At 61.6% G+C, this 12,680-nt stretch carries 13 protein-coding genes and 1 pseudogene; 11 read left to right on the forward strand and 3 right to left on the reverse strand.

Annotated features, from left to right (window positions below):
- Nucleotides 1-26: 26 nt before the first annotated feature.
- The 6 genes from V9L13_RS05465 (at nt 27) to V9L13_RS05490 (ending at nt 5,651) form a co-directional block, all read left to right on the forward strand.
- Nucleotides 27-1,724, forward strand: coding sequence for a putative porin (locus V9L13_RS05465; RefSeq protein ID WP_338801765.1), 1,698 nt, complete (start codon nt 27-29; stop codon nt 1,722-1,724).
- An 18-nt stretch (nt 1,725-1,742) separates the two neighbouring features.
- Nucleotides 1,743-2,372 carry a DNA repair protein gene (locus V9L13_RS05470; protein WP_338801766.1) on the forward strand — a complete coding sequence of 210 codons (630 nt, stop codon included), beginning with the start codon at nt 1,743-1,745 and terminating at the stop codon, nt 2,370-2,372.
- 21 nt (nt 2,373-2,393) lie between these two features.
- On the forward strand, nt 2,394-2,864 hold the full coding sequence (locus V9L13_RS05475) for a YbjN domain-containing protein (protein ID WP_003224470.1): 471 nt from the start codon (nt 2,394-2,396) through the stop codon (nt 2,862-2,864).
- Nucleotides 2,861-3,808: a peptidylprolyl isomerase gene (locus tag V9L13_RS05480; RefSeq protein WP_338801767.1), complete on the forward strand. Its 948-nt coding sequence runs from the start codon at nt 2,861-2,863 to the stop codon at nt 3,806-3,808. Before V9L13_RS05475 ends, V9L13_RS05480 begins: the two co-directional genes overlap by 4 nt.
- 160 nt (nt 3,809-3,968) lie before the next feature.
- The gene (locus V9L13_RS05485) at nt 3,969-4,949 is read left to right on the forward strand and encodes a LysR family transcriptional regulator (RefSeq protein ID WP_338801768.1); all 981 of its coding nucleotides are present in this window, start codon (nt 3,969-3,971) and stop codon (nt 4,947-4,949) included.
- Between the two features lie 192 nt (nt 4,950-5,141).
- Nucleotides 5,142-5,651 (forward strand): GNAT family N-acetyltransferase, encoded by a 510-nt coding sequence (locus V9L13_RS05490; RefSeq protein WP_338801769.1) that lies wholly within the window; start codon nt 5,142-5,144, stop codon nt 5,649-5,651.
- Between the two features lie 19 nt (nt 5,652-5,670).
- On the opposite strand, the gene V9L13_RS05495 is transcribed toward V9L13_RS05490, so the two are convergent.
- Complete coding sequence (locus V9L13_RS05495) at nt 5,671-6,363, reverse strand: aspartate/glutamate racemase family protein (protein ID WP_338801770.1); 693 nt, start codon at nt 6,361-6,363, stop codon at nt 5,671-5,673.
- Nucleotides 6,364-6,568: 205 nt separating this feature from the next.
- On the opposite strand from V9L13_RS05495, the gene V9L13_RS05500 reads away from it, so the two are divergent.
- Nucleotides 6,569-7,060, forward strand: coding sequence for a hypothetical protein (locus V9L13_RS05500; RefSeq protein ID WP_103485599.1), 492 nt, complete (start codon nt 6,569-6,571; stop codon nt 7,058-7,060).
- Nucleotides 7,061-7,192: 132 nt separating this feature from the next.
- On the opposite strand, the gene V9L13_RS05505 is transcribed toward V9L13_RS05500, so the two are convergent.
- A complete protein-coding gene (locus V9L13_RS05505) occupies nt 7,193-7,414 on the reverse strand; it encodes a cbb3-type cytochrome c oxidase subunit 3 (RefSeq protein ID WP_338801771.1) in 222 nt (73 codons plus the stop codon).
- A gap of 15 nt (nt 7,415-7,429) precedes the next feature.
- A complete protein-coding gene (gene ccoN / locus V9L13_RS05510; RefSeq protein WP_262142636.1) occupies nt 7,430-8,857 on the reverse strand; it encodes a cytochrome-c oxidase, cbb3-type subunit I in 1,428 nt (475 codons plus the stop codon).
- 225 nt (nt 8,858-9,082) lie between these two features.
- Here ccoN and V9L13_RS05515 point away from each other — a divergent pair.
- From V9L13_RS05515 to V9L13_RS05530, 4 genes and pseudogenes are all read left to right on the forward strand, one after another.
- Nucleotides 9,083-9,172 (forward strand): annotated as a pseudogene (locus V9L13_RS05515) (metal ABC transporter ATP-binding protein); the annotation flags it as partial.
- Between the two features lie 39 nt (nt 9,173-9,211).
- Entirely contained in the window at nt 9,212-10,885 is a 1,674-nt protein-coding gene (locus V9L13_RS05520; protein WP_338801772.1) for a nitrite/sulfite reductase, read from the forward strand.
- Nucleotides 10,882-11,361, forward strand: a complete 480-nt coding sequence (locus V9L13_RS05525; RefSeq protein WP_338801773.1) for a DUF934 domain-containing protein — start codon at nt 10,882-10,884, stop codon at nt 11,359-11,361. Before V9L13_RS05520 ends, V9L13_RS05525 begins: the two co-directional genes overlap by 4 nt.
- Nucleotides 11,362-11,645: 284 nt before the next feature.
- Nucleotides 11,646-12,620 (forward strand): hypothetical protein, encoded by a 975-nt coding sequence (locus V9L13_RS05530; RefSeq protein ID WP_226501365.1) that lies wholly within the window; start codon nt 11,646-11,648, stop codon nt 12,618-12,620.
- The last annotated feature ends 60 nt before the right edge of the window (nt 12,621-12,680 follow it).

Genomic DNA, 12,680 nt, shown 5'->3' on the forward strand with positions numbered 1-12,680 from the left:
GCTTTGCCAAAAGGAGTTGTGTGCAGATGATTTCCAACGTGAATCGATTGTCCCTGGCGGTCGGCATGGTCATCGCGACCCTGGTCGGTCAGGCCGCGGCAGCGCCTGCGCCCTCGGAGAACGCCACGATCAATCTGATCCGCTTGCTGGTCGAGCAGGGCATTTTGAAACAGGACAAGGCCGACGCGCTGATCGCCCAGGCGCAGAACGAAGCTGCCCAGGCCAGGCAGGCAGCGGCATCGACTGCGGTGGCGGCAGGTCCGGTCGCAGCGCCGGGCGATGTGCGCGTGCAGTACGTACCGGCCGCGGTGCGCGACCAGATCCGCGATCAGGTCAAGGCCGAGGTCATGGCCACCGCCAAGCAGGAAAACTGGGCGGCGCCCAACACCTTCCCGGACTGGGCTTCGCGTATCAGCTTCGATGGTGACATCCGCCTGCGCGACGAATCGCGCTACTACTCGGGCAGCAACAGCAACGAAATCGTCGACTTCGCCAAGCTCAACAACAACGGCCCGTACGACGTGAACCCCAACAGCAGCACCAGCCTGCCGCCGCTGCTCAACACCCGTGAAGACCGCAGCAACCTGTTCCGCCTGCGTGCGCGGTTGGGCATGAAAGCGGTGATCTCGCCGGAGTGGACCGCCGGCATCCGCATCGGCACCGGCTCGGACAACAACCCGGTGTCGACCACCCAGACCCTCGGCGGCGGTTTTGCCAAGAAGGACATCTGGCTCGATCAGGGTTACCTGAACTGGAAACCCACCGATGAGCTGACCCTGACCGGCGGGCGCTTCGCCAACCCGTTCATGTCCACCGACATGCTGTATTCCAACGACCTGAATTTCGACGGCGTGGCGGCGATATTCGACCACAAGCTCAACCGCGACTGGGGCGTGTTCGGCACCGTTGGTGCGTTCCCGGTGGATTACACCAACGACACCACCACCAGCAACGGTTTCGACAAGGAAGAAAGCGACAACAAGTGGCTGTACGGCGCGCAGATCGGCGCCAAGTGGGCGATCAACAGCAATAACCGCCTCAAGGGTGCGTTGGCCTATTACCGTTTCGACGACATTCAAGGCCAACGCTCCAGCCCTTGCGAACCGTGGGCCGGCGCCCCGGGCTGCGACACCGATGGCACCCGTGCGGCGTTCATGCAGAAGGGCAACAGCGTATTCCTGCTGCGCGACATCACGCCGAACCCGGCCAACCCTACCACCACGCCGCAGCCGCAATTCGTCGGCCTGGCATCGGAGTTCAACCTGCTCGACCTGAACCTGGTGTGGGACGCCGACCTGCCGCAAGACTTCAAATTGCGCAGCCAGGGCAACTACATTCACAACCTCGGATACGACGAAGGCGACATGCGCAAACGCTCCGAGGGGCAGATCGTCAACAACCTCAACAGCAGCGGCGACATCGAAAGCGGCGCCAATGCGTGGATGGTGCAGTTCACCCTCGGCAACGCGCTGGACCTGAAGAAGCAGGGCGACTGGAACCTGTTCGCCGGCTACAAGTACATCCAGCCAGATGCCTTGCCTGACGGCTTCAACGATTCCTCGTTCCACCTCGGCGGCACCAACGCCAAGGGCTACTTCCTCGGCGGCAATTACGGTCTGGCGAAGAACGTCTACGCCACTGGCCGCTGGCTGAGCACCGAGGCGGTGTACGGCGCGCCGTTCGACATCGACGTCTTGCAGCTTGAGATCAACACGCGCTTCTAAGGCGCCGGGAGTACGGTCATGCACGCACGAGTTTTTCTGTTGGGGCTGAGTTTTTTCATCGCACAAGGCGCGCACGCCGAAGGCATGGAGGAACGTCTGCGCACCCAGTTGCGCAGCACCACCCAGCAGTTGCAGGCCCTGCAGAGCCAGCAGGCCCAGGCCAGCGCCGCGCAATTGGCGGCGCAGAACGAGGCCAAGGCTGCGCAGGCGCAGATCAAGCAATTGACCGCCGAACTGGCCAAGGCCAAAGGCGTGGCCGAGCAGTTGGCCGGCCAGCAGCAGAACCTGCACAGCCAGGCGCAGGCGCAAATCGCCGCCAGCAGCGAACAGGTCGGCAAGTTCAAGAAAGCCTACGACGAGTTGTTGGTCATGGCCCGTGCCAAAGAGGCAGAACGGTCTAAGCTTCAGGCGCAATTGGCTGAACGTGACACACAAGTGCAGCAATGTTCAGTCAAGAATCAGCAGATGTATGGCGTCGCCAAGCAGATCCTCAGCGCCTACGAAAACATCGATGTGGCCGAGGTGATGAAGATCCGCCAGCCCTTTGCGGGCAGTGCCCGGGTCAAGTTCGATGAGCTGGCCCAGGGGTTCGGTGACGAGCTGTACAAGACTCAATTCGACGCGCCGCAAGCCGCGCTCGCACACTGATTTACCAACAAGGAAGAAGTCATGACCCAATTGATCAGCCATGTGTCCCCACAATCCCTGACCGAAGTCCTGCAAGCGGCCGGTTATCGCGTCAACCAGACCGAACAGAACGGCATCGTGCAGTTGCTCAGCGCCAGTCAGGGCATCGGCTATGCCGTGCGTTTCGGCAACCCGGCGGTGGAGCAGGGCAGCTACGTCGATTTCACTTTCAGCTGTGCGCTGCGGGTGCAAGGTGAGTTGCCACAGGGCGTGGCCGAACAGTGGAACGCCACCCGGCGTTTTGCGCGGTTGTCGTTGCAGGGCGAGTTTCTGGTGATGGAAATGGACGTGGTGCTGGCGGCCGGTGTGAGCCACGATCACCTGCGCGGCAATCTGGAATTGTGGGATCGCCTGTTGCAGGAGTTCATCGTCTACCTGCGTGATTTCAGCCAGGCCGCACAAGCTTCGACGGCAAAAGTCGCCACCGCTGAGCAAGAGGAAGTCGCGCTGTGAAAAAGCCTGCCATGGTGATCGGCGCCGGGGCAGTGGCGCTGTTGGTGGTAGCCGTGGCGCTGGTGCTGCGACCGGGCACTGACCCGGTTGCCGCCCAGCAATCGTCGCCGTTGGCGGCGGTTGCAGCGGGGCCTGCGGTGGCGCGGTTGGGCAATCAGCAAGTGACGCCGCAGGAGTTGCAGGCGTTGCTGGCGACCGTCCCGCCGGCGACTCGTGAGCAATTGCGCGGCAACCGTGAAGCGCTGGAGCGCTGGATTCGTGCGCGGTTAGCGGAGAAAGCCGTGCTGGAGCAGGCCGACGCTCAGGGCTGGGCGCAGCGTCCGGACGTGGTGCGGCAAACCCGCGCGGCCACCGAGCAGATCGTCTTTCGCGATTACCTGCGCTCGGTCAGTACAGTCCCGGCGGACTATCCGAGTACGGCCGAGTTGCAGCAGGCGTATGACGCCGGCAAGGCCAACTGGCAGACTCCGGCGCTGTATCGGGTCAGCCAGATTTTCCTCGCGGTGCCAGATGCCCAGAGTCTGGAAAACGTGCGCAAACAGGCGTCTGAGCTGAGCAAGAAAGCCCAAGGCGCGCCGGGGGATTTTGCCGCGCTGGCGACCCAGTATTCGCAGGATCGCCTGACCGCCGAGCGGGGCGGTGATAGCGGGCTGCAACCGTTGCAGCAACTGGTGCCGGAGGTGCGGGGTGCGGTGGCGAAGTTGAAGGTTGGTGCGGTGTCCGAGCCGGTGCAGAGCGCGGCGGGTTTCCATGTGATCAAACTCACCGAACAGCAACCGGCACGTACCGCGACCCTCGACGAACTGCGCGATCAACTGACCCAGGCCTTGCGTGCGCAACGTCAGGAGCAGATTGCCCAGGCGTATCTGGACGGGATGCTCAATACCGCGACGTTGAGTATTGATGGGGCTGAGCTGAACAAGGTCCTGGAAGAGAAGCACTGATCGTGATTCTCCGCAGATCCGGGTGGGAGCGGGCTTGCTCGCGAAAGCGGTGGGTCATTCAACAAACAAGTTGGCTGGCATGGCCCCTTCGCGAGCAAGCCCGCTCCCACATTAGAACCGTGGCGTTTTCCAAAATACAAAGATCGACAGGGAGTCATCGATGTCATTCACCGAACCCGCAGGACGACAGGGTAGCCCCGACTATCGCTGGGCACAGGGCGAGCGCGAGCCATGGCTGGCGCAAGCCGCGACCATCGATGCCGACGTCGCGCAATACTTTCTGGTCAGTGCCCGCTGTGGCTGCTTCATGCAGGCGGCGCGCAGTCTCAACGTGCGTTCGACTCTGCTGCGCAAACAACTGGCGCAGCTCGAGCAGGAACTGCAGCACTCGCTGTTCAGCTTTCAGGGCAGCGCCCTGAGCCTGACCCGTGAAGGCCAGCAGCTGCAGGCGCAACTGGTCGCGCTGGCCCACGAGCGCAAACTGCCGGTGGTCGAGCAACCGTTGATCCGCCTGGCGGTTGCCGAATCGATCCTGCATGACATTCTCGGTCGCGACCTGATCGCGTTGCTGCGCCGCAATGCCAGCGTGCGCCTCGAGATCATTGCGCTGGACAGCGAGTTGGCCTTGCGCGCAGTCAGCGCCGACGTGGTGCTGTGGCTGGCTCACGGCGAAACCCCCAGCCCCGGCCCGACCTTCGCCACCAGTCAGCCGCAGGCCCTGGCGCGTCTGGATTACCTGCCGCACATCGCCAAACGCTATTCCCGCGTCACCGCACGCCCGGAGAGTGCCGAAGATCTCAGCGATTTCATGCTGGTGCAATGGCAACACGACCGGCAGATCGACAGTTTCCGGCCGTGGAATGAGTTGGTCGAACAGCGTCTGGCGGGCGTGGTGCAGATGCAGTCTTATGAACTGATGCTGGAAATGATCCGTTGCAGCGCTTGCATTGGTTTATTGCCGGCGTACATGAGTCGTTTCGACCGGGGGCTGGTGGCGTTGCCGGGGCTGTTTGATGAGCCGATGCAGCTACAGGCGTGGCTGGCGGTGAATGCTGAATCCCTGAACGTCGCCGAGGTGCAAACCCTGGTCGAGCTGATCCAGCACACCTTCGATGAGCGCCAGGAGTGGTTCCAGACCTGAGCCAATCCATCCAACACCCCCAATCCCCTGTGGGAGCGGGCTTGCTCGCGAAGGCGTCAGCACATTCAATATCCGCGACACCTGGCACACCGCTTTCGCGAGCAAGCCCGCTCCCACAGTTTGAAACCTCGCCAAATTGATAACCGGCAGTTTAGAGTGATCAGCCACACATCGATCCAGGAAGGATCTGCCATGCCCGACCACAACCCCGCTATCACCCTCGAACGCTTCAACGAATCCCACATCGAGGCCGTTACCGCGCTGTACAACGATCCGGCCGTGACCCGGCAGGTGTTGCAGATGCCGTTTCAGTCCACCGATATCTGGCGTCAACGGCTGCTGGCGGAGAACGAGCGGATGGTCAAACTGGTGGCGCTGCACCAGGGCGCGGTGGTCGGTCATCTCGGGCTGGAAAACTATTCGCGGATTCGCCGCGCGCACGCCGGCAGTGTCGGCATGGCCGTCGCTGTGGCGTGGCAGGGCAAGGGTGTCGGGTCGAAACTGCTGGCGGCGGCGCTGGACATCGCCGACAACTGGATGAACCTGCACCGGGTCGAACTCTCGGTGTACGCCGACAACGAGGCGGCCATCGCCCTGTATCGCAAGTTCGGTTTCGAGAACGAAGGCCTGTTCCGTGACTACGCCGTGCGAGACGGGCAATGGGTCGACACCCTGAGCATGGCCCGTCTGCGTCGTCGATAAGCCAAAAAGTTCTGTGGAGTCAATCGTCCAAGGCGAACGCCACCGCCGACTGCGCATGCAGCTCGGTGGTGTCGAGCAGGGGCAGGGCGCTGTGTTCGGGTTTGAGCAGCAGGCCGATTTCCGTGCAGCCGAGGATGATCGCCTGAGCGCCGCGCGCGGTCAGCGCTTCGATCACCCGTTGATAGATCTGGCGCGACTCGTCGCTGATCACCCCGACGCACAGTTCGTCATAAATGATCCGGTGCACGTCCTTGCGCTCGGCGTCGTCCGGCACCAGTACCGTCAAACCCTGCGCAATCAGGCGCTGCTTGAGAAAGTCCTGTTCCATGGTGAACGCCGTGCCGAGCAGGCCGACCGTGTGCGCCTCTATATCCAATGCCGCCTGCGCCGCCGGTTCGGCAATGTGCAGGAACGGAATGCTGATAGCCGCCTGAATCTGCGCCGCGACCTTGTGCATGGTGTTGGTACACAGCACCACGCATTCGGCGCCGCCGGCCTCGAGCCTGCGTGCAGCATCCACCAGAATCGCCGCCGCAGCGTCCCAGCGCCCGGCGTGCTGGGCCTGTTCGACCGGGCCGAAGTCGACGCTGTACATCAGGATTTGCGCCGAGCGTAGCGGGCCGAGGCGGTCGCGGACCTGTTGATTGATGAGACGATAATATTCAGCGCTGGATTCCCAGCTCATGCCGCCGATCAGCCCGATAGTGCGCATTGAAATTCCTCGAACGATGGCCCGTAGCGAAAAAGTCGGGCCCGGGCCGAGTGTCCATCGGTTCAGGGGCGTATGCCAGTACAAAGCAACTGTACCGTTGATCCTTTTGCCAAGTGTCACGGTGCCGACGCCCGAGGTTTAACGTACGCCGGCGCGTCGATCTGTCACTATCGACTATCGCAGGCTCTCCCCGAGGAACGTACCGATGAACGACGTACAACAACTGGGCGAAATGCTTCGTCACTATGCCGAGAGTGAAGCACACAAGAAGCAACTGTTCGAAACGCAGTCCCAGGCGTGGGCCAGCCGCATCACCGAACTGTTCGGCCATATCCAGCAATGGCTGGAGCCGGTACAGGCACCGAATCTGCTGGAGGTGAGCCGCGAGGCTTACGTCGCGTTCGGCCCGAGCACACCGGTGGAAACCTCGACCTTCAAGACGGAAAAACTCAGCATCGTGATCGCCGGCAAACCGGTGGAGTTCGTGCCGGACGTGATGGGCAGTGCCGGGCAGATTTCCCTGGCGGTGATGGGGCTGACGGCGGCGCGCTATGGCAGCATTTCGCTGGTGGGTTTGCCCAGTGGCGAGTGGCAATGGCGCAAGACCAATGGCCTGAAGGATCCGGACACGTTTGTGTTTGATGCGGACTTTCTGGCGCAGCAGCTGCAGAGCCTGATTCCGCGCGATCGCAGCTGATATCAGGGCTTCACCCATTTCCCATTGTGGGAGCGGGCTTGCTCGCGAAGGCGGCAGCCCATTCAACATTGATGGTGACTGACATACCGCTTTCGCGAGCAAGCCCGCTCCCACAGTGGATTGAGGTCGATCCTACATCTCGAGGTTGACCCAGCCCGGTTTCGCCTCTTCCGGTGCCACCGCCTTCACGGGTTTCCCCGTCGCCAGCTCCACTCGCCGTGCCACCTCCGGATCATCGGCAAACGGCACCATGCTCGCATCGTCGAGGCTTTCCTCCGTCTGGTGGCGCAGGCAGTACTCCACCGCCAGCCACAGAAACACCACGCCCAGCACATTCAAGAAAATGTCGAACATCGTCGGCTCCTTGCCTCAGGCGATCTGTGCCTGGCTGCGCGCCAGCGACACGTCGGCAACCCGCACCGTGCGCCAGACGTTATAGGCCATCAGCAGCATGCCGCTGAGGAAGAACACCCCGCCGGCAAAGCGCACGATGAACCCCGGATGACTGGCCTGCAGTGCTTCGACGAAGGAGTAGGTCAGCGTGCCGTCCTCGTTGATCGCCCGCCACATCAGGCCCTGAGTGATGCCGTTGACCCACATCGAGGCGATGTACAACACCGTGCCGATGGTCGCCAGCCAGAAGTGCAGGTTGATCAGCGGCGTGCTGTACATCTGCTCGCGGCCAAAGACTTTCGGCACCATGTGATAAGTCGCGCCAAAGGTGATCATCGCCACCCAGCCCAAGGCCCCGGCGTGAACGTGGCCGATGGTCCAGTCGGTGTAGTGGGACAGGGCGTTGACGGTCTTGATCGCCATCATCGGGCCTTCGAAAGTCGACATGCCGTAGAAGGCCAGCGACAGCACCAGGAACCGCAGAATCGGGTCGGTGCGCAACTTATGCCAGGCACCGGACAAGGTCATCATGCCGTTGATCATCCCGCCCCAGCTCGGCGCCAGCAGGATCAGTGACATTGCCATGCCCAGCGACTGCGCCCAGTCCGGCAGCGCGGTGTAGTGCAAATGGTGCGGGCCGGCCCAGATGTACAGGGTGATCAGCGCCCAGAAATGTACGATCGACAACCGGTACGAATACACCGGGCGGTTGACCTGTTTCGGCACGAAGTAATACATCATCCCGAGGAACCCGGTGGTCAGGAAGAAACCCACCGCGTTATGCCCGTACCACCACTGCACCATGGCATCGGTGGCGCCGGAATACACCGGATAGGATTTGAACCAGTCCACCGGGATCGACAGGTGATTGACTACGTGCAGCATGGCGATCACCAGAATGAACGCACCGAAGAACCAGTTGCCGACGTAGATGTGTTTGGTCTTGCGCTGCACCACCGTAGTGAAAAACACGATGGCATACGCGACCCAGACCACCGCCATCCACACCGCGCCGGAGAATTCGATCTCGGCGTATTCCTTGGTGGTGGTGTAGCCCATTGGCAGGGTGATCAGCATGATCACGATCACCGATTGCCAGCCCCAGAAAGTGAAGGCCGCGAGCTTGTCCGAATACAGCCGCACCTGGCAGGTGCGCTGCACCGCGTAGTAACTGGCGGCGAATTGCGCGCTGCCGGCAAACCCGAAAATCACCAGGCTGGTGTGCAGTGGCCGCAAGCGGCCGAAGGTGGTCCAGGGCAGGTCGAGGTTCATGTCCGGCCACACCAGTTGCGAGGCGATCAATACCCCCATCGCCATGCCCACGACACCCCAGAAAACCGTCGCGATAACGAATTGGCGGACGACCTTGTAGTTATAAGCCTGTCCGATTGTTGCTGTGCTCATGGTCAGTTCTTCCACGGTTGCAAAGTCTTGCCAGGCCACCCGGTCTGGCACGAGCTGCACTGTAGGAACAGCACAGGAAACAAAACAGGCTCAGGAATATTTCATTTGTACGGATCAGATTGAAGTGCTGCCTGCGGCCATCTGCCGCGCCCTGATACGGTTTTTATCGTTTCAGGTGAATCTATTGCGTGCTGCGCTGCTCGTCCATAGTCAGGGGAAAATCCTGTGGGAGCGGGCTTGCTCGCGAAAGCGGTGTGTCAGTCAACAAGTCAGTTGCCTGACACACCGCTTTCGCGAGCAAGCCCGCTCCCACAGTTTTGAATTTGTGTTCAAACCTGATGAGGTGGCTGCTGCATGTATCAATACGACGATTACGACCGCGCACTGGTGTTCGAGCGCGTTGCGCAGTTTCGCGATCAGGTCGAGCGCTTCATGGCCGGAGAGTTGAGCGAGGAAGAGTTCCTGCCGCTGCGCCTGCAAAACGGCCTGTACCTGCAGAAGCACGCGTACATGCTGCGGGTAGCGATTCCCTACGGGACCCTGAGTGCCGAACAGATGCGCACGCTGGCGAGCATCGCCGCCGATTACGATCGCGGTTACGGCCACTTCACCACACGGCAGAACCTGCAATTCAACTGGATCGAACTGGCGCAGGTACCGGACATCCTCGAGCGCCTGGCACAGGTCAACATGCATGCGATCCAGACCTCCGGCAACTGCGTGCGCAACATCACCACTGAAGCCTTCGCCGGGGTCGCGGCGGACGAAATGATCGACCCGCGCCCACTGGCAGAAATCCTCCGCCAATGGTCGACGATCAACCCGGAATTCCTGTTTCTGCCACGCAAGTTCAAGATCGCCATCTGCTCGGCGAAGCAGGATCGTGCGGCGATCATGATGCATGACATCGGCCTGTATCTTTATCCGGGGCGCGACGGGCAAATGCTCCTGCGGGTGATCGTCGGTGGCGGGTTGGGGCGCACGCCGATTCTGGGTTTGCAGATCCGCGACGGTTTGCCGTGGCAGCATCTGCTGTCCTACGTCGAGGCGGTACTGCGGGTCTACAACCGGCATGGCCGGCGCGACAACAAATACAAGGCGCGGATCAAGATTCTGGTCAAGGCGCTCGGCATCGAGGCGTTCGCCAAGGAAGTCGAAGAGGAGTGGCAGCACCTCAAGGACGGCCCTGCGCAGTTGACCGAGGCCGAGTATGAGCGGGTCGCCCGAGCGTTCGTGCCGCCGATCTATCACACCCTGGCCGACACCGATCTGGACTTCGGCACGCGTCTGGCCGAAAGCCCGGCGTTCGCCCGTTGGGTCGCGCGCAACGTGCAGCCGCACAAGAAACCTGGTTACACCAGCGTGGTGCTGTCGACCAAACCGGGGCCGTCCGCGCCGCCGGGTGATGTCACCGGGTTGCAGATGCTGGCGGTGGCCGACTGGTCGGAGCGTTTCGGTTTTGGCGAGATTCGCATTGCCCACGAGCAGAACATCGTCCTGCCCGATGTACGAAAGTCTGACCTGTACGAACTCTGGCAGCTTGCCTGCGAGCGCAATCTGGGCAGCGCCAACGTTGGCCTGCTGACCGACATCATTGCCTGCCCGGGCGGCGATTTCTGCGCGCTGGCCAACGCCAAGTCGATCCCGATTGCCCAGGCGATTCAGGCGCGTTTCGACAACCTCGATTACCTGCACGATCTGGGCGACATCAGCCTGAACATCTCCGGTTGCATGAACGCCTGCGGCCATCACCACATCGGCAATATCGGCATTCTGGGTGTCGATAAAAACGGCAGCGAGTGGTACCAGATTACCCTCGGCGGCGCGCAAGGCAAAAACAGCTCACTGGGCAAAGTCATCGGCCCGTCGTTCAGCGCAACCGAAGTGCCGCAGGTGATCGAACGGATCATCGGCACTTTTGTGCGTTACCGCGAAAGCGAGGAATTGTTTGTCGACACCGTGGCGCGCATTGGCCTGGAGCCGTTCAAGGAACGGGTTTACCCGAAAGTGCTGGAGGTGTCGGCATGAACAATTTGCTGCGCTTGGAACAAGGTGTTGCGCGGCTGATCGAGGATGATCCGTGGACGCTGGTTCGCGAGCCGGAGCAGGGCAGGCCTGCGGGGTTGCTGATCCTGCCGCTGGCGCACTGGCTGCAATCGCCCTCGACCCACGCGGTGTGGCTGGGGCCGGATGACGAGGTCGAAAGCGTGGTGCCGTGGCTGGCCTCGTTGCCGTTGATTGCCCTGGACTTCCCGAGCTTTCGCGACGGTCGCGCCTACAGTCAGGCGTATCTGCTGCGCAGCCGGTTTGGCTGGGCCGGCGAGTTGCGGGCGATTGGCGATGTGTTGCGCGATCAGCTCAGCCATATGCGTCAGTGCGGGTTCGACAGCTTTGCGGTGCGCGAGGACAAATCGGCCGAAGATGCGCTCAAGGGCTTGGCGGGGATGAGCGTGCTGTATGGCCGCTCGGTCATAGAACCTCGCCCCTTGTTCCGTAGACGCTGAAGACTCTGTGGCGAGGGAGCTTGCTCCCGCTGGAGTGCGCAGCACTCCCAAACAGGCATGATGCGATCCGTCAGATAAATCGCGTTGTCTGGTTTGGGGCGGCTTCGCCACCCAGCGGGAGCAAGCTCCCTCGCCACAGGTGTTTTGCGGTGACATGCAAGGGAAACCCTTACATCCCGCAGCATTCCCGGATTTTTCCTTGGGTCGATGCTGGCCTTTTGGTAGAGTCCCCGTCGCCAGCGGGTTTTCGGCTGGACGACGGAACGAAGAAGGGAGTCTGGGTAGTGAGTGCGGGCAAAAAAATTTTGGGCCTCACGGCGTTGCTGTTGATGCTGACGCTGTGGGCCAGTTACTTCTATGTTTTCAAGGAAAACCGCGACGGCCAGTTGGGCGGCGCCGGTGAAAGCACCGCGTGGTGCGGCGCGCCGCCGTCCACCGAAGCGGCGCTGTTGGGCAAGGATCAATTGACCTTGCGCGTCACCAACAACCTGCGCGGCGAGTTCATGCTCAGTGGCTCGCTGGTGGTCTCCGAACGCACCTTCAACCGCTACGATCTGGGCCGCAACGAACTGCGTCTGCGCCTGGAACCGTTGCAGTGGTCGTACGGCGTCACGCCGATCTTCCTCGAACAGGTCAAGGTCCAGCCGCTGAGCCGCAACCTCGCCTCACCGACCAAAAGCGCCTACGCCGAGCTTGAACCTCGCCCGATCGGCGTGCAGGGCCAGGTCACCGACTTTCCGTTCGACACCTATCGCTACGGCTACAAGCCGGTGCTGTATTATCTCAAGGGCAGCGAGCGCATCGACCTGCGCTTCAAGAACATCACCACGCTGATGGACCTGTCCAACACCTTCACGCCGATCCAGAAGTACAACCGCGTCGAGTACATCAACGAGAAAAACTCGATGATTCGCGACGAGGACTACAAGGCCTACGGCCCGCACGAATGCGCGTTCAGCGTCGAGCGCAAAGGCTCGTTCAAGGTCGTGGTGCTGTTGTTGCTGCTGGTGCTGTGCCTGCCGTTGCTACACGTGTTCTATCGCGATGAGCCGGGGATCGACTTCCTCGCGACGCTGGTGGCGATTGCCGTGGTGCGGGTGCTGCTGGTGGGGCCGGTGCAGGACTTCCAGCTGTACAACATCGACTTCCTGTTCGGCGCGGCGATTCTGCTGGTGGGTTCGGTGTCGCTGATCAAGGCGATGCGCGCCAACAGCCGGCGCGAGATGGCGTTGAAGAGTGGGGCGACGTCTTCCTGGTAACACTCAGTGTTTGAGTCCAATCACTGACCCTGTGGGAGCGGGCTTGCTCGCGAATGCGGT

It is taken from the genome of Pseudomonas sp. RSB 5.4, assembly GCF_037126175.1.
In the GTDB taxonomy this organism is placed as follows: domain Bacteria; phylum Pseudomonadota; class Gammaproteobacteria; order Pseudomonadales; family Pseudomonadaceae; genus Aquipseudomonas; species Aquipseudomonas fluorescens_H.